Below are 15,967 nucleotides of genomic sequence, written 5' to 3'. Positions count from 1 at the left end.
TCGCCTTAGGAGAGATTGTGAGCACGAATGTGACCACCGAGCCCCGGACGACCCCGGCCGCGCTGTGGCGCGCCGTTGAACAATTCGGATCGAACGAGGCTGTTGCGGACGGATCCGACCGCACCACTTACACCGAACTGCTGGAGCGTGTGCGCCTCGCCGCCCGCGCACTGATGGCCAAGGGCGTCGAAGCGGGCGACCGCGTCGCCGTCTGGGCACCCAATACCCACCACTGGATCGAGGCTTTCCTCGCCGCGCAGTACGCCGGCGCGACGCTGGTGCCGATCAGCACCCGCTACACCGGGCACGAGGCCCTGGACCTGCTCGAGCGCACCCGCGCCAAGGTCCTGGTCGTGCCGGACCGGTTCCTCAAGAACGACCGTCTCGCCGACGTCCTCAAGGCCGCCGGCCCGGGCGGCATCCCGTCGCTGCAGCTCGTACTCCGCACGCCGTCGGACGACCCGACCTCCGGCGCCCCCACCACCGAGTTCCCCGGCGGCGAGATCCTCGAATGGGATCAGCTCGCCGCCGCAGCCGAGCCGGTTTCCGTGGAGGAGGCCGACGCTCGCGCCCGCGCCGTCTCCCCCGACGACGTCGCCGACATCCTGTTCACGTCCGGCACCACCGGCAAGAGCAAGGGCGTCATGACCGCGCACCGCCAGACCGTCGGTATCGCCGACGCGTGGGCCGACTGCGCCGAGGTCGACGAGAACGACCGCTACCTGGTCATCAACCCGTTCTTCCACACTTTCGGCTACAAGGCCGGTCTCATGGTGTGCATCCTGCGCGGCGCCACGATGGTGCCCGCCGCCGTCTTCGACGTCCCCACGATCATGACGACGATCGCGAACGAGAAGATCAGTGTCCTGCCGGGGGCCCCGACGATCCACCAGACCATCCTCGACTTCCCGACCCGCGACGAGTACGACCTGTCGAGCCTGCGCGTCGCGATCACCGGCGCGGCCGCGATTCCGGTGGTGCTGGTGGAGCGGATGCAGGCCGAACTCGGCTACGACGCCGTCATCACCGCCTACGGCCAGACCGAGGCCGTCGTGGTGACGATGTGCCGCACCGACGACGACCCGGTCACGGTCGCCACCTCGTCCGGACGGGCGATCCCCGGCATGGAGGTCAAGATCGGCGAGCACGGGGAGATCCTGGTGCGCGGCGATAACGTCATGCTCGGTTACCTCGACGACCCGGAGTCGACGAAGAAGACCATCGACGCCGACGGCTGGCTGCACACCGGCGACGTGGGCGTGCTCGACGAGCGTGGCTACCTCGACATCACCGACCGCCTCAAGGACATGTACATCTCCAACGGGTTCAACGTGTACCCCGCCGAGATCGAGAATGCGCTGGCGCGAATGGATTCCATCGTCGAGGCGGCCGTCATCGGTATCCCGGACGAGCGGGCCGGCGAGGTCGGTCGTGCGTACATCGTGCCGAAGGCCGGCGTCGACGTGACCGCGGAGGACGTCATCGCGTTCTGCAAGGAGCGTCTGGCGAACTTCAAGATTCCGCGCGAGGTGAAGATCGTCGGCGCGCTTCCGCGCAACCCGTCGGGCAAGGTGCTCAAGAACGATTTGCGAGAGGGCAAGGCATGACCGTCCCCCACGACGTTCCCGGTGGGGGCGAGCTTCCCGACGAGGGAGAGGTCGTCACCTACGAGGTGCGGGATCACGTCGCGTTCGTGACGTTGAACCGCCCCGACTACCGCAACGCCCAGAACTCGGTGATGACGTACGCCCTCGACGCCGCGTTCGAGCGGGCCGTCGAGGACGACGACGTGAAGGTGATCGTGCTCGCCGGTAACGGCGAGCATTTCAGCGCCGGCCACGACATCGGCACGCCCGGCCGCGACCACCACGTGCACTACGAGAACAAGGCCGCGCTGTGGTGGGACCACCTCGGCAAGGCGGGCGGCGACCAGCGTTTCGCGCGCGAGACCGAGGTCTACCTGGGCATGTGCCGTCGGTGGCGGGAGATTCCGAAGCCGATGATCGCGCAGATCCACGGCGCCTGCATCGCCGGTGGCCTCATGCTCGCGTGGTGCTGCGACCTGATCGTCGCGTCGGAAGATGCGTACTTCTCGGATCCCGTTGTCCGCATGGGTGTTCCGGGTGTCGAGTACTTCGCACATCCGTGGGTGCTGGGATCGCGGTTCGCGAAGGAGATCCTCTTCACGGGCGATCGCTTCTCCGCGCAGCGCGCCTACGAGGTGGGCATGGTCAACCGGGTGGTGCCGCGTGCCGACCTCGAGACCGAGACCCTGGCGCTGGCCGCCCGCGTCGCGGAGATGCCGCGGTTCGGCCTGGCCCTCACCAAGAAAGCCGTCAACCAGTGCGAGGACCTCATGGGACAGCGCGCAGGTATGGATTCGGTGTTCGGCCTGCATCACTTCGCCCACGCGCACAACGCCGAGGTGGGCAGGGACTCGCTGGGTGGAATGGACGTCAACAGTATGAAAGCGAAGGCGAAATAGTGGATCTCGAACTGGATGAAAAGGCCCGCGCCTTCCAGCTGGAAGTGCGCGAATGGCTCGCGGCCAACGTCCCGGCGGAACCGCTGCCGTCGATGGACACCGCGGAGGGCTTCGAGGCCCACCGCGAGTGGGAGCACAAGCTCGCCGACGCACGCCTGTCGACGGTCGCGTGGCCGGCAGAGTACGGCGGCCGCGACGCGTCGATGATCGAGTGGGTTCTCTTCGAGGAGGAGTACTACAAGGCCGGTGCGCCCGGGCGCGTCAGCCAGAACGGCATCTTCCTGTTCGCGCCGACGCTCTTCGAGCACGGCACCGAGGAGCAGCTCGCGCGCATCATGCCGCGCATGTCCCGCGCCGACGACATCTGGGCTCAGGCCTGGTCGGAGCCGGAGGCCGGTAGCGACCTGGCGGGCATCCGGTCGACGGCCCGCCGCACCGAGGGCGGCTGGATCCTCAACGGTCAGAAGACCTGGAGCTCGCGCGCCGTGTACGCGGACTGGGGCTTCGGCATGTTCCGCACCGACCCGGAGGCGCAACGCCACAAGGGCCTGACGTACTTCATGTTCCCGCTGAACCAGGACGGCGTCACCGTGCGCGCCATCCCGCAGCTGGACGGCGAGCCCGGCTTCGCGGAGATCTTCTTCGAGGACGTCTTCGTCCCGGACACCGACGTCGTCGGTGAGGTGAACAACGGTTGGCGCGTCGCGATGAGCACCGCGTCCAACGAGCGTGGCCTGTCCCTGCGCAGCCCGGGCCGCTTCATCTCCGCGGTGAACCGCCTGATCGAGGTGTGGAAGACCGAGACCGACCCCGCCGACACAGCGTCGCGGGACCGCGTGGTCGACGCCTGGATCGGCGCCGAGGCGTACCGCCTGCACACCTGGGGCACCGTCACCCGCATGCTCGAGGGTGTACCCCTCGGCGTCGAGGGCTCGATCAACAAGATCTTCTGGTCCGAGCTCGACGTCCGCATCCACGAGACGGCGCTCGACCTGATGGGCGCCGACGGCGAGCTCGCCGGCAAGTGGCAGGACGGGTACCTCTTCTCGCTGTCCGGCCCGATCTACGCCGGCACCAACGAAATTCAGCGCAACATCGTTGCCGAGCGGATGCTCGGACTCCCGAAGGCGGATCGATGAAATTCTCTCTGTCCACCGAGCAGCGCGATTTCGCGGAGAGCCTCCGCGGCCTGCTCGCCAACGCCAACACCCCGGCCGTCGTCCGGTCGTGGGGTGAGAACGACACCGCCGCCGGACTGGCCCTGCTGCAGCAGCTCGCCGAGACCGGCGTGACGGCGCTCGCCGTGCCGGAGGAGTTCGACGGTATCGGCGCGCACCCGGCCGACCTGGCCGTCGCGTTCATCGAGCTGGGCCGTGCCGCGGTTCCCGGCCCCGTCCTGGAGACGGCTGCCGCCGTCCCCGCACTGCTGTCGGCGCTGAACGACCAGCAGCTGGCCAAGCGCTTCCTGCCCGGTATCGCCGAGGGCAACCTCGCGTCGCTGGTCCTCGAGCCGTCCACGCCGCGTGCCCTCGACGCCGACGTCGCCGAGCCGGTGCTGCGGGTTTCCGGTGACACCCTCGAGTTGGTCCGCCCCACCACGCAGCTCGAGTCGGTCGACCCGGCCCGGCGCCTGTTCGAGGTCGAGTCGGTCGAGACGCTCGCGCAGGGTGCGGACGTGGCCGCCGCCGCGGAGAAGGCGTACGACCTCGCGGTGCTGGCCGCGTCGGCGCAGCTGATCGGCGCCGGCCACGCGATGATCGAGACCGCCACCGACTACGCCAAGAACCGTTCGCAGTTCGGTCGCGTGATCGGCAGCTTCCAGGCCGTCAAGCACCACATGTCCGACGCCCTGGTGGCCGTCGAGATGGCGACCCCGCTGGTGTACGGTGCGGCGATCTCCATCGCCGAGGGATCCGACACCATCGCCCGCGACGTGTCGGCCGCCAAGGTTGCTGCCGCGAACGCCGCGTACGTGGCGTCGCGCAAGGCGCTGCAGGTCCACGGCGCGATCGGTTACACCCTCGAGTGCGACCTGTCGCTGTGGCTCACCAAGACGCGGGCCCTGCAGTCCGCGTGGGGCACCGCCTCGGCCCACCGCGCACGGATTGCGAGCGCGCTGTGAGCGGGGTCGGAGTGTTCGCGGAGGAGCAGATCGAACTCCGCAAGACGGTTGCCCAGTTGTTGGCCAAGCGCGCCGACGCGGCCGCACTGCGCAAGACGCTCGAATCGGGCGAGGCGTTCGACCGCGGCCTGTGGGACGTGCTGTGCCAGCAGGTCGGTGTCGCGGCGCTCGCGATCCCCGAGGAGTTCGGCGGCTTCGGCGCCACCCTCGTCGAGCAGCACCTGGTGCTCGAGGAACTCGGCGCCGCGCTGACGCCGTCGCCGATGTTCGGCTCCGCGGTCCTCGCCGCCCAGGCGATCCTGGCGACCGGCAACGACGAGGCGTGCGAGCGCCTGCTGCCGGGCATCGCGGAGGGCTCGTCCATCGCGGCACTCTGCTGGGTGGGCCCCGAGGGCCACTGGCGCAGTGACGACGTCGCGTGCACGGCCGCCGGCAGCGACGCCGCCGGCTACACCGTGTCGGGTGCCGCCCACTACGTGCTCGACGGTGCGCACGCCGACGTGCTCATCGTGGCCGCGGCCGTGGAAGGCTCGGACGGCGTCATCGGTTTGTTCGAGGTCGACCCGACCGCTGCCGGCGTCGCGCGCCGTCAGCTGCCGACGATGGACCTCACCCGCCCGATGTCGTTGGTGGAATTCGACTCCGCCCCGGCCGTGCGGCTCACCGCCGACGACGCGACCGCGGCGCTCGAGAAGGTCCGCACCATCGCGATCGTCGCGCTGTCCGCCGAGCAGGTCGGTGCCGCCGAGCGCTGCATGCAGATGACGGTGGACTATAGCAAGGACCGCGTCCAGTTCGGTCGCGCGATCGGCAGCTTCCAGGCGCTCAAGCACCGCATGGCGGACCTGTACTTCCTGGTGGAGACTGCCCGCTCGGCGTCGTACGCGGCCGTGCACTCGCTGAGCGAGGGTCTGCCGACGGCCGCCGCGGACGCGCTGGTCGCGAAGGCGTACTGCTCGGAAGCGTTCCTCGCGGTCACCGGTGACGCCATCCAGCTGCACGGTGGCATCGCGATCACGTGGGAGCACGACGCACACCTGTTCTTCAAGCGAGCCCACGGCAGCGCTCAGCTGCTGGGGCAGCCGGAAGAGTTCTTCAAGGAGATGGAGACGCTCGCGGGTCTGCCCGCCTGATCTGCCTCTCGATCACCCGAGGGCCGGCCCGGAATCTTTCGGGCCGGCCCTCGGCGTACATCGGGTGGTTCAGTCCTCGGTCTGCGGGATCCAGCGCGCCTCGCGGATGCGCGCGGCCTTGTGCCGGCGTCGCGGCGCCATGATGCCGGGCAGGAGGAACGACAACATCTGGTCGATGCGCTCGTACAGATCCTCCCGTCCCGTGAGCACGTTGGAGACCATCTGCACGCCGGTGAAGGCACCGACGATGAAGCGGCCCAGCTCCTCCGGGACGACCGTGTCGACGATGTCGCCCTCCTCGATCCCGGCGCGCGCCACCAGCTCACAGGCATCGACCCAGTCCTCGTACGGCCTCTGTGGCCCGCCTTCGGCGCTCATCTCGAGGGTGAGCCGGATCCCGGCCCGCACGATCGTGTCCTCGAGCATCTGCCGGCCCATCTCGTAGCAGAGCATCACCAACTGGTCGAGTCCAGGCTCACCCGAGGAGGTGATCGCCTCGACGGCCTTCATCGAGATCGCGTGCTGCTCGTCGATGACCACACTCGCGAGGTCGTCCTTCGACTTGAAGTGGAAGTACAGCGCGCCCTTCGTGATACCGGACAACTCGACGATCTCGGCGAGGCTGGCCCGCTCGTATCCGACGCGGTCGAACATCTCCGCCGCACCGTTGACGATCTGCTGCCGCGTGATCACCGCCCGTTCCTGCCTGAGCATCAAGCCGCACCCTTCGTCTGACGTGTTCCGACGCAAAGCATCATTGCCGACGGAGGGGAATCCGACCAGAGTTATTTTCGACGAGCTCCTCTCGACCTGCCAATTCTTCGAGGTAGTGCGCGACACCGTCGTCGTCGTTGGAGGGCAGCACCCGGCCGGCGAGGGCTCGCACCTCGGGTATCGCGTTCGCGGGACACAGCGCGGTACCGGCCCACGTCAGCATCGGGATGTCGTTGACGGCGTCACCGATGACCGCCACCTCGCCGACCGCGATGCCTCTCGCCGCACACAGTCGCGCGAGCGCACTGGCCTTCGACACCCCGGTCGCCGCCATCTCGACGTACGGGGCACCCGAGTGCGTCAGTTCGACACCGTCCACCCCTGCCTCGACTGCGAGTCGGTACAGCTCGCGGCTGGGCACCTCCGGATGCCGGGCGACGATCTTGACCATCGGCTCCCCCACTCGCGGCAGTTGCTCCTCGAGAATCATCTCGTCGAGTGTCCGGTGGTGGTCGGCGTAGTCGCACAGGGCCGCGTACTCGGGTTCGGCCACGAACGTCGTCGGCCCGACGTTGGCGAACACCACGCCGGGTACGAGCGTGCGGACGCGGTCCATGGCGGCGAGCGCCTCGGCGACCTCGATCGAGACGGTGCCGGTGATCTCGGGCGTGCCGTCCGCGAGGTCCAGGGTGACCGCTCCGTTGGCGCAGATCGCCTCGCCGCGGAAACCGCACGACCGGGCCAGGGCGTCCACCGAGTGACGGGCCCGCGCCGTCGCCCACACCACCTCGATGCCTGCATCTCGCGCCGCAGCCATCGCCCGCGCCGTGCGCGGCGACACCATCCGGTCGGACCGCAGCAGGGTGCCGTCGAGATCGGAGGCCACCAGTCTGATTCCCGTCACGTGTCGATGATCCCAGGCGGGCGATGCGGCGCGGCTGTGGCCTGGTGGCCAGTCGTGTCCGTGACCCCTCAACGCCCGAACACGGTGCCGCCGTTGAGGTGGATCACCTGAGCGTTCACCAGACCCCCGGCCTCGCTGCACAGCCACAGGATCGCCGCACCGACGTCGGCACCGGTACCCAGTCGGCCGATCGGAATCCCGCGGATCATCTTCTGCACGGCGGGATCGTCGGCGCGCCCCAGCCCCTCCATCAACCCCAGCGCCAACGCGTTGGCAGTGACGCCGTGCGGTCCGCATTCCACGCCGAGGTGTCGGATCAGCGCCTCCGAGCCCGCCTTCGCGGCGCCGTACGCCCCGACGCCGATCGGCAGTCCGCGGGACGACGCTCCCGAGGAGATCTGGACGATGCGGCCCCACCCGTTCTCGATCTGGCGGGGCAGCACCGCCTGCACGATGCGCATCGTCGCCGCCAGGTTGAGGTCGATCTGCAGTTGCCAGTCGGCGGGTGGCATGTCGACGAACTTGTTCGGCCGGCCGCCGCCGTCGGGGACGCCGGCGTTGTGGACGAGGATGTCGATGTCGCCGACCTGCTCAGTCGTCCGGGCGAGCGCGTCGGCGGTGGCGTCGACGTTCGTGACATCGAACGGGCAGGCCACCGCCTGTCCACCGGCCTCCGTGATCGTCTCGGCCACCGACTCGGCGCGATCGGCATGGAGATCGTTGACCGCCACCGACGCTCCCGCTGCGGCCAGGACGCGCGCGATACCGGCCCCGACGCCCCGGCCGGCACCGGTCACCAGGGCAGTGCGACCGCCCAGCCCGAACTGTTCCACACCGAGGTCCATCGCGTCCTCCGTCCACTCCGACAGTGAGCACATGGTGACAGTCCGTCGTTCTCAACGGGTTCCGACTCCCGGCGACCGGGATGTACGGTGTGCAAACGAATTCCGTGGAATCGATCCACAGCGCCGCGCCGCTGTGTGATGCTCCGCGGATGACGGTCCGTTCCCCCGAAGAACTCGATGCGCTCGAGGACATCCGGCAGCTCAAGTACCGGTACTTCCGCACGCTCGACCTCAAACGCTGGGACGACTTCGCCGACGCACTCGCCGACGACGTCGTCGCCGAGTACGGAACGCACGCCTTGAGCAGGCCGCTGGTGTTCGAGAGCCGCGACGCCCTGGTGGGCTTCATGCGGAAGGCGCTCACCCCTGCGGTCACCTCGGTGCACTTCGCCCATCACCCCGAGATCACGGTCGTGGGATCCACGGCGGAAGGGTCGTGGGCGTTCGAGGACACCGTGATCATCCCGGAGCATCGGTGCCTGATCCGCGGCGCGGGCTACTACCGGGACGGCTATCGCCGCGACGACGACGGCCGCTGGCGGATCACGCGCACGTCGTACGAGCGGATCTACGAGTCGATGATCTCGCTCGACGATGTCCCGAGTTTCGAGTTCCTCGCGCACAAGTGGGCACAGCCGCCGGCGAAGGGCGCCTGACTTCCCTGCAGCGGACCTCGAACGCTCCTAGCCTGGATCCATGACCACTCCCGAGATCACCCTGAATTCCGGAACAGTCATCCCCCAACTCGGCCTGGGCGTATGGCAGGCCACCAACGACGAGACCGAGCACGCTGTCCGTTTCGCGCTCGACGACGCCGGCTACCGGCACATCGACACCGCCGCGGCATACGGCAACGAGGAGGGCGTCGGCCGCGGCATCGCGAAGTCGGCCGTGCCCCGCGACGAGGTCTTCGTCACCACCAAGCTGTGGAACTCCGACCAGGGCTACGAACCCACGCTGGCCGCGTTCGACACGAGCCTGTCGCGCCTCGGGCTCGACTACGTCGACCTCTACCTGGTGCACTGGCCGCTGCAGGACCAGGACACTCGTCTGCGCACATGGGACGCGATGGAGAAGATCGCCGAATCCGGGCGGGCCAAGGCGGTGGGGGTGTGCAATTTCGAACCGCACCACCTCCAGGAACTGGTCGACCGTGGTGGCCTGCTCCCGGCCGTCGACCAGGTGGAACTGCACCCGCATCTCCCCCAGCACGCCATTCGCGACTTCGCCGCCCTCCACGGAATCGCGGTCGAGTCGTGGAGTCCCCTCGGCGGCACCAGCAACTCCGGATGGGGGGACGCGTCCAAGCCCAACACGCTGCTCGACGACCCGGTCATCACCCGTATCGGCGACGCGCACGGCAAGTCCCCCGCGCAGGTTCTCATCCGATGGCACCTGCAGAACGACCTCATCGTGATTCCGAAGTCCGTGCACGACAATCGCATCGCGCAGAACATCGACGTGTTCGATTTCGAACTGACCGAACAGGACCTGACCGACATCGCGACCCTCGACGACGGCGTGCGCGTCGGGTTCCACCCGGACGAGATGAACCTGGGAGCGCCGAGCTAGGCCGATCGCGGAAGATTCGCGAAAACGCCGCGGCTGCCGCCCACTTCCCGCACGATGGTCCCGCACCTAGACCGGTTCGGGGAAGGACCAGACATGCGCGCTCGCCACCGCTTCGCCCTCGCCGCCGTCTCCGCCGCGGTGGCCCTCGGCCTGGCCCCGGGGGTCGCCGCAGCCACCCCGAGCGAGGGCGTCACCGGCGAGATCATCGCGCAGGCCACCGTCGGCGACCAGGACTACATCCTCCGGAAGGTCACGATCGCACCGGGCGGCACCACCGGCTGGCACTTCCACGACGGCATGTTGTACGGCATCGTCACGGAAGGCACGCTGACGCACTACAAGTCCGACTGCACCACCGACGGCATCTACAACGTCGGCGGCACCATCGTCGAACCGAGTGGACACGGCTACGTCCACATGGGCCGCAACCTCGGTCCGGCCCCGATGGTCCTGCACGTGCTCTACGTGCTTCCGACGGGCAAGCCGATGTCGGAGGACGCACCCGCGCCGGGCTGCGCGTAGTCACCCGAGTCTGTCAGAGGGCTCCGCTACTATCGAAACTATGTTCGACTCCGTGGCGGCGGGAGAGACGGTGGACGCGGATGCGTCCGCCGCACTCGCCGAGCAGCACGCCCGAATCGCCCGCGAGCAGTTCCGCGAGATCGATTGGGTGACGACCCTGTTCGTAATCCGCTGCGAGGAGGATGCGCGAGCGGGACGGAACGAGGCGCGTCACGGCGAGTTCGCGCACGTCGAGGTCGCCGGCATCCTCGGGCTCACCGAATCCGCGGCACGACGCATGATCGATCTGGTCAGAGTAATCGCCGGTGACAACGCGATGTCGCATCTCGACGGTCTACTGCCCGCCGAAGGCGGCCGCATCCTCGCGATGCGACTCCGCGCGATGGCATTCGACGTCTGCGCACACGATCCACGCACGCAGGCTCAACGCCGCGCGGATGCACTCGTCGCCCTAGCCGCCGGCCACACCCACCTCGCATGTCGCTGCGGCCGCCCCGACTGCACGGCCGAACCCGGCACCGTCACCAAGGGCGCGGGCATGAAGGTCCAGCTGCTCGTCGGAGTGAATGCATCGACCCTCCTCGGGTTCGACGACGCGCCCGGCTACCTGTCCGGATACGGGGCCATAGACGCCGACCTCGCCCGCGAACTCGCCGCGGATGCAACGTGGAAGCGGATCCTCATGCTGTCCGCAGCCGATCGGGCCGGACTGGCCGGACTGGCCGAGGGCTCACTCAGCGGACCGGTGCTCGGCAGCGGCCCACCCCTTCCGGCGCCGAAGCACTCTCCGCCGACGGTCACGGCGAGAACGCGAAAGCGATTGCAGGAAAGAACCTATCGGCCGAGCGGCCGACTGTCCGAGATCGTCCGCACGAGAGATGGTGTGTGCCGATTCCCGAACTGCGCCGCGGCGGCCGCCACCTGCGACCTCGACCACACGATTCCGTTCGACCACGATCACCCCGAGCGGGGCGGGCTCACCACCGAATCGAATCTTGCCTGCCTGTGTCGGACCCATCACCGACTCGAGACGCTCGGCTATTGGTCCGTCCGTCAGATCGGTGAAGGTCGTCTCGAATGGCTCGATCCCACCGGCCGGGCCACGATCACGCATCCGCGCGGACCGTTCGCCGATCCGGAGATGCAGCCGGACCTGACCTGACGGCCGGACTCGACGACCGGCTCACGGCTCGACTCACCGATGCCCGTACCCTCGCGCGCCTCAACTACTCGACAGCCGAAGGCGACCTCGACTATCTACTCGACAGCCTGATCCCCGCACGCCATCGTCGACGGCCCGCCCCGCGCACATCCTGTCCGGTTGGGACCATCGACTACGACGGCGCCCCGCCGTTCTGAAACTAAGAAACATCCATCCAGGGAACGGGCAATCGATGTCGAAGGTCCGCCCGGTAGTCTTCCCGACAACTCGCCGACTGCGACCGAACAGTCGGTCGTTTCGGGAGGACCACGTGAAGACGTTCGGCCGCGCGGCCGCTGCCGCGATACTGAGCACCCTCGCCCTGCTGCTGCCGGGCACCGCAGTCGCAGAGGTCATGACGGCTCCGGGCGCACCGAATTCCGGATCCGCGGCCGTCGAGATCCCGGGGGTCCCCTTCTACCTCCCCGGCACCCTGGACTCCCGCGACGCCCGCATCGTCTACCTTTACGGCGAACGAGAGATCGCTCGTGCCAACGACACTCAGAGGGCGATCGGGGTCCCGGCCGAGGTGCGCTCACGCGTCCTGTTCGAGATGCGCAATGCGCTGCGGACCTACACCCGAGTCGTCATGTCCGACCGGATCACCGCACTGGGTCTCGAGATCACCGACCCCAACATGACGTGGGAACAGATCACCGCCCGCTACCGCGCCCGCGGACTCGACGGGACTGCGCTGCACGAGGCGATCGCCGAGTCGGCCTCGAAGTCCCGCAAGGGCATCGACGAACAGTTTCGCCTCGACCCGGAGAACCTGCCGCCGCTGCCGGCGATGCGGCTCGCCCCTACCGCCTGACGACCACTACCTGAGGACGGCGGTTCGCCCACGCGCGTCCCGTCCGGTACGTAGGGTGCCCGCTATGGGGGCTTCGAGAATCTGTGTGGGGGTATTGGCCGTCGGCGTGGCCGCGGGTTGCGGTTCGTCGGGCAGCACCGACGTCAGCACTGCCGCGACCACGCCGAGGGCGGACATCGCGGGCTTGGTCGAACCGACCTGCCTGGCGGGCAATCTGCTCGGCTTCTCCGATCTGCCGCAGGCCCGCCCGTCCGTGCCCGACCCGATGCCGATCCCGGACGGCTTCGAGCCCGTCAGGGTTGTCACGTGCGAGGGCGCCTGGAACAACGGGGCGGATGCCGAGGTCGTCGACCACGCGGTGACATGGGTCGAGGAGCACCGTGAGGGCGACATGACCGCGGTACTCGCCGGCTATCGCTTGCCCTCCGAACCACCGCCGGACGAGCTGACCTGTCTAACGGGTCAGCCGACACCGCCAATCGTCTGGCTGGTCGATGAGAAAGGACTCGGCATGCGCCCGCCGTGGCTGCCCACGGGCGAGTGCGGTGCGTTCAAGTGGGACGCGATCACCGCGATCCACGCGCTGCCGGTCACCGAGCGGATCGAGCACCAGATCACTCTGTCCCCGGCGATGGCAGCGCGTTTCAACGGCGAACCGGGCTGAGCGGTCAGCGCCGCGCCGCCGCCGTGAATTTCACCGGCATCTCCTCGAGACCCGACACGAAGTTCGCGGGCCGCCGCGGCAGGGGCTCGGACGTCGCGAGCGCCATGTCGGGCAGTCGCGCGAGGAGGCGCTCGAACATCATGGCGCCCTCCAGCCGCGCGAGCTGGTTGCCGAGGCAGAAGTGGGTGCCGAAACCGAAGGCCACGTGCGGGTTCGGCGACCGCCGAGTGTCGAAGCGATCCGGGGCGTCGAACACCGTCTCGTCGAAGTTGGCGGACTCGAACAGCAGCAGCATCTTCTCGCCCTCGCGCAGGTCGGTGTCGAAGAATGTGGTGTCGCGGGTGACGGTGCGGGCCATGTTCTTGATCGGCGACACCCATCGCAGCATCTCCTCCACCGCGAGCGGGACGCCGGACGGGTCGGCTACCAGACGGTCGCGCTGATCCTCGTGCAGCATGAGCTGTTCCATGCCACCGCTGAGGACGTGCCGGGTGGTCTCGTCGCCGCCGATGAGGATCAGCAGCGATTCGTTGACGATCTCCTGGTCGTCGAGCCGCTGCCCGTCGATCTCGGCGTGCACGAGGATGCTGATGAGATCGTCGGCGGGTTCCTCGCGCCGCTCGGCGATGGTGCGGAAGGTGTACTCGTTGAAGGCGACGTACGCGTCCATCATGGCCTTCAGCTGTTCCTCGGTCGCGTTGCTGCCCAGCGCCTTCACCAGGTCGTCCGACCACCGCAGGAACACGTCGCGTTCCTCGGGCCGGACGCCGAGCATGTCGCCGATCACCGCCATCGGCAGCGGTGCGGCCAGATCGGCGACGAAGTCGCACTCCCCCTTCTCGCACACCGCGTCGATCAGTTGGTCGCAGATCTCGCGGATCCGCCCGATCTTCGCCTCCACCTTCTTGCGGGTGAAGCCCGTGTTGACGAGGCGCCGGCGTTGCAGGTGCGCGGGATCGTCCATGTCGATCATCTGTGGCAGCGGACCGGTCTCCGGGCGGATCCCACCCGCGTTGGAGAACAGCGCCGGGTCGCGCTCCGCGGCGATCAGCGCGGCGTACGACGCCGCGGCCGCCACCCCGTTCCGATCCCGGAACACCGGTTGATTGCTTCGCATCCACGCGTACGCCGCGCGCGGGTCGCCTTCGGTGCCCGCATAGAAGCGGCCGTCGAGCAGATCGGTGTCGTCCACGATCGTCATGCGCGTGCTCCTTCATCCGAACGGATGGACCGGAAAGCCTCGACAATCACCCAAACCTGCCCCGATAGTAGAACTTGTTCCTACGATCGGCGGGGTATCGGTCACACGAGGGGAGACGTGATGGGTTCGGAGGCGGACGCCGGCGCATTCACCGGCAGATCGGTCCTGGTCACAGGCGGCGGAAGCGGCATCGGGTTCGGGATCGCGCAGGATCTCGTCGCGGCCGGCGCGCACGTGACGATCTGCGGACGCAGCGCCGACAAGCTGACGACAGCAGCCGAGAAGATCGCGGCGACCGGCGCGTTCGCATCCGGGGGGTCGGTCTCCACGGTCGCGGGCGACGTCACCGTCGAGAGCGACGTCGAGGGTGCCGTCGCGCGCGCGATCGAGACCAGCGGACGCCTCGACGGCGTCGTCGCCTGTGCGGGCGGCAACGAGACCATCGCCCCCATCACGCAACTCGACGCCGACGCGTGGCGCCGAACCGTCGAACTCAACGTCACCGGCACGATGCTGACGATCAAGCACGGCGCCCGCGCGCTCGTCGCGGGCGGCGGTGGAGCGATCGTCGCGATCTCGTCGATCGCGTCCAGCAACACCCACCGCTGGTTCGGCGCCTACGGGGTGTCCAAATCGGGCGTCGACCACCTGGTGCAACTGGCCGCCGACGAGTTGGGGGCCAGCAACGTCCGCGTCAACGGCATCCGTCCCGGCCTCACCCGCACCGACCTGGTCGCGATGATCACCGATGGCGGCCCGATCCTCGACGACTATCTGGCGTGCACTCCCCTCGCCCGGGTCGGCGAGGTCGAGGACATCGCTGCGCTCGCACTGTTCCTGCTCGGCCCGCAGTCCACCTGGATCACCGGACAGGTCATCAACGTCGACGGCGGCCAGATGCTCCGGCGCGGACCCGACTTCACGTCGATGCTCGAACAGGTCTACGGCGCCGACGGACTACGAGGAGTGGTGTCGCAGTGAGCTCACATCAGGTGCTCGGCAAGCAGGTCGACATGCCGGTCGAGATCCGGACGGCGTCGGCGTTCATGGCGATGTACTCGGTCCCCACGAAGGCCGCGCAGCGACTCGTCGACCATACGGGCCTCGAGATCCTGCAGTGGCGCGGCGGGCGCGGATTGTGCGGGCTGGTGTTCGTCGACTACATCGACGGCGACCTGGGTCCCTACAACGAATTCGGCGTCACGTTCATGGTGCGCGATCACGAGCAGCGCGGCTTCAACCACGTGCGACGGGATCTGCGTTCCCTGGCGCGCGGCAAGGCCGGCGCCCTCATCCACCAGCTCCCGGTCGACGGGGAGTTCACCCTCGCCGCCGGCCGCGGCATCTGGGGCTTCCCGAAGATTATGGCGGACTTCGAGGCCGACCACGTCAGCGACGTCCGCCGCGGCAGAGTCAGCCAGGACGGGCGCCTCATCGCGGAACTCACCGTCAAGCAGGGCATCCCGATGCCCGGACGCGGGACCAACACCTCGCTCGACGCCTACTCCCACCTCGACGGCGTCACCCGGCGCACCTCGTGGGACATGAACCCGCGCGGAGTCCGGACGCGATTGGGGGGAGCCGAATTGACCCTCGGGGACCACCCGATCGCCGACGAACTGCGATCGTTGGGGCTGCCCCGCCGCGCCCTGGCGACCACCACGATCCCGGACCTGCGGATGACTTTCGGGGACGCGTCGGCCGTCTGATCCCCCGAACCGCGCGGCGCGCCGGGCCTTGCGAATCCAGACCGCTTGGTGTGTGCTGGAGACTTGGACGCTTGCTCAAGT

17 protein-coding genes are annotated in these 15,967 nt (G+C 68.5%); 13 read left to right on the top strand and 4 right to left on the bottom strand.

Annotated elements, in window-relative coordinates; translation table 11 throughout:
• Positions 1 to 29 precede the first annotated feature (29 nt).
• The 5 genes from C7H75_RS03705 to C7H75_RS03685 are packed head-to-tail and all read left to right on the top strand — an operon-like array spanning position 30 to position 5,740.
• The gene (locus C7H75_RS03705; RefSeq protein ID WP_013414859.1) at positions 30 to 1,607 is read left to right on the top strand and encodes a FadD3 family acyl-CoA ligase; all 1,578 of its coding nucleotides are present in this window, start codon (positions 30 to 32) and stop codon (positions 1,605 to 1,607) included.
• The gene (locus tag C7H75_RS03700) at positions 1,604 to 2,485 is read left to right on the top strand and encodes an enoyl-CoA hydratase (RefSeq protein WP_005515581.1); all 882 of its coding nucleotides are present in this window, start codon (positions 1,604 to 1,606) and stop codon (positions 2,483 to 2,485) included. The genes C7H75_RS03705 and C7H75_RS03700 overlap by 4 nt, the downstream gene beginning before the upstream one ends.
• Positions 2,485 to 3,624, top strand: a complete 1,140-nt coding sequence (locus C7H75_RS03695) for an acyl-CoA dehydrogenase family protein (protein ID WP_005515582.1) — start codon at positions 2,485 to 2,487, stop codon at positions 3,622 to 3,624. The genes C7H75_RS03700 and C7H75_RS03695 overlap by 1 nt, the downstream gene beginning before the upstream one ends.
• Positions 3,621 to 4,607: an acyl-CoA dehydrogenase family protein gene (locus C7H75_RS03690; protein WP_013414858.1), complete on the top strand. Its 987-nt coding sequence runs from the start codon at positions 3,621 to 3,623 to the stop codon at positions 4,605 to 4,607. The genes C7H75_RS03695 and C7H75_RS03690 overlap by 4 nt, the downstream gene beginning before the upstream one ends.
• On the top strand, positions 4,604 to 5,740 hold the full coding sequence (locus tag C7H75_RS03685) for an acyl-CoA dehydrogenase family protein (protein WP_233281854.1): 1,137 nt from the start codon (positions 4,604 to 4,606) through the stop codon (positions 5,738 to 5,740). The genes C7H75_RS03690 and C7H75_RS03685 overlap by 4 nt, the downstream gene beginning before the upstream one ends.
• Positions 5,741 to 5,809: 69 nt before the next feature.
• Here C7H75_RS03685 and C7H75_RS03680 read toward each other — a convergent pair whose 3' ends face one another.
• The 3 genes from C7H75_RS03680 to C7H75_RS03670 all read right to left on the bottom strand — a co-directional run bounded on the left by C7H75_RS03680 (position 5,810) and on the right by C7H75_RS03670 (position 8,236).
• Positions 5,810 to 6,454 carry a ScbR family autoregulator-binding transcription factor gene (locus C7H75_RS03680; protein WP_005515586.1) on the bottom strand — a complete coding sequence of 215 codons (645 nt, stop codon included), beginning with the start codon at positions 6,452 to 6,454 and terminating at the stop codon, positions 5,810 to 5,812.
• Positions 6,455 to 6,494: 40 nt separating this feature from the next.
• Positions 6,495 to 7,358 (bottom strand): HAD family hydrolase, encoded by an 864-nt coding sequence (locus tag C7H75_RS03675; RefSeq protein WP_106850948.1) that lies wholly within the window; start codon positions 7,356 to 7,358, stop codon positions 6,495 to 6,497.
• Between the two features lie 68 nt (positions 7,359 to 7,426).
• Positions 7,427 to 8,236 (bottom strand): SDR family NAD(P)-dependent oxidoreductase, encoded by an 810-nt coding sequence (locus C7H75_RS03670; RefSeq protein WP_081205102.1) that lies wholly within the window; start codon positions 8,234 to 8,236, stop codon positions 7,427 to 7,429.
• A gap of 116 nt (positions 8,237 to 8,352) precedes the next feature.
• On the opposite strand from C7H75_RS03670, the gene C7H75_RS03665 reads away from it, so the two are divergent.
• The 6 genes from C7H75_RS03665 (at position 8,353) to C7H75_RS03640 (ending at position 12,976) form a co-directional block, all read left to right on the top strand.
• Positions 8,353 to 8,859 (top strand): nuclear transport factor 2 family protein, encoded by a 507-nt coding sequence (locus tag C7H75_RS03665; protein WP_201791803.1) that lies wholly within the window; start codon positions 8,353 to 8,355, stop codon positions 8,857 to 8,859.
• Between the two features lie 40 nt (positions 8,860 to 8,899).
• Entirely contained in the window at positions 8,900 to 9,775 is an 876-nt protein-coding gene (locus C7H75_RS03660) for an aldo/keto reductase (RefSeq protein WP_013414854.1), read from the top strand.
• A 93-nt stretch (positions 9,776 to 9,868) separates the two neighbouring features.
• A complete protein-coding gene (locus C7H75_RS03655; protein ID WP_005515594.1) occupies positions 9,869 to 10,297 on the top strand; it encodes a cupin domain-containing protein in 429 nt (142 codons plus the stop codon).
• 40 nt (positions 10,298 to 10,337) lie between these two features.
• The gene (locus C7H75_RS03650; protein ID WP_233281853.1) at positions 10,338 to 11,459 is read left to right on the top strand and encodes an HNH endonuclease signature motif containing protein; all 1,122 of its coding nucleotides are present in this window, start codon (positions 10,338 to 10,340) and stop codon (positions 11,457 to 11,459) included.
• Between the two features lie 310 nt (positions 11,460 to 11,769).
• Positions 11,770 to 12,312 (top strand): hypothetical protein, encoded by a 543-nt coding sequence (locus C7H75_RS03645; protein WP_005515595.1) that lies wholly within the window; start codon positions 11,770 to 11,772, stop codon positions 12,310 to 12,312.
• Positions 12,313 to 12,376: 64 nt separating this feature from the next.
• Positions 12,377 to 12,976: a hypothetical protein gene (locus C7H75_RS03640; protein ID WP_106850946.1), complete on the top strand. Its 600-nt coding sequence runs from the start codon at positions 12,377 to 12,379 to the stop codon at positions 12,974 to 12,976.
• Between the two features lie 4 nt (positions 12,977 to 12,980).
• Here the strand turns inward: C7H75_RS03640 and C7H75_RS03635 are convergent, their stop codons facing one another.
• Positions 12,981 to 14,177 (bottom strand): cytochrome P450, encoded by a 1,197-nt coding sequence (locus C7H75_RS03635; protein WP_005515597.1) that lies wholly within the window; start codon positions 14,175 to 14,177, stop codon positions 12,981 to 12,983.
• Positions 14,178 to 14,297: 120 nt separating this feature from the next.
• On the opposite strand from C7H75_RS03635, the gene C7H75_RS03630 reads away from it, so the two are divergent.
• Together C7H75_RS03630 and C7H75_RS03625 are read left to right on the top strand one after the other, a co-directional pair.
• Entirely contained in the window at positions 14,298 to 15,158 is an 861-nt protein-coding gene (locus C7H75_RS03630) for an SDR family oxidoreductase (protein WP_106850945.1), read from the top strand.
• Entirely contained in the window at positions 15,155 to 15,886 is a 732-nt protein-coding gene (locus C7H75_RS03625) for an acetoacetate decarboxylase family protein (protein ID WP_005515600.1), read from the top strand. The genes C7H75_RS03630 and C7H75_RS03625 overlap by 4 nt, the downstream gene beginning before the upstream one ends.
• The last annotated feature ends 81 nt before the right edge of the window (positions 15,887 to 15,967 follow it).

Source organism: Rhodococcus (subgen. Prescottella) equi (assembly GCF_003013675.1).
Lineage (GTDB): Bacteria > Actinomycetota > Actinomycetes > Mycobacteriales > Mycobacteriaceae > Prescottella > Prescottella equi.
This window is presented reverse-complemented; position numbering and strand designations above follow the sequence as displayed.

Bases quoted from the DNA above. Each gene is read 5' to 3' on its own strand.
- C7H75_RS03700 (WP_005515581.1), top strand. From the start codon at position 1,604: ATGACCGTCCCCCACGACGTTCCCGGTGGGGGCGAGCTTCCCGACGAG.
- C7H75_RS03690 (WP_013414858.1), top strand. From the start codon at position 3,621: ATGAAATTCTCTCTGTCCACCGAGCAGCGCGATTTCGCGGAGAGCCTC.
- C7H75_RS03680 (WP_005515586.1), bottom strand. From the start codon at position 6,454: ATGCTCAGGCAGGAACGGGCGGTGATCACGCGGCAGCAGATCGTCAAC.
- C7H75_RS03670 (WP_081205102.1), bottom strand. From the start codon at position 8,236: ATGTGCTCACTGTCGGAGTGGACGGAGGACGCGATGGACCTCGGTGTG.
- C7H75_RS03665 (WP_201791803.1), top strand. From the start codon at position 8,353: ATGACGGTCCGTTCCCCCGAAGAACTCGATGCGCTCGAGGACATCCGG.
- C7H75_RS03660 (WP_013414854.1), top strand. From the start codon at position 8,900: ATGACCACTCCCGAGATCACCCTGAATTCCGGAACAGTCATCCCCCAA.
- C7H75_RS03655 (WP_005515594.1), top strand. From the start codon at position 9,869: ATGCGCGCTCGCCACCGCTTCGCCCTCGCCGCCGTCTCCGCCGCGGTG.
- C7H75_RS03650 (WP_233281853.1), top strand. From the start codon at position 10,338: ATGTTCGACTCCGTGGCGGCGGGAGAGACGGTGGACGCGGATGCGTCC.
- C7H75_RS03640 (WP_106850946.1), top strand. From the start codon at position 12,377: ATGGGGGCTTCGAGAATCTGTGTGGGGGTATTGGCCGTCGGCGTGGCC.
- C7H75_RS03635 (WP_005515597.1), bottom strand. From the start codon at position 14,177: ATGACGATCGTGGACGACACCGATCTGCTCGACGGCCGCTTCTATGCG.
- C7H75_RS03630 (WP_106850945.1), top strand. From the start codon at position 14,298: ATGGGTTCGGAGGCGGACGCCGGCGCATTCACCGGCAGATCGGTCCTG.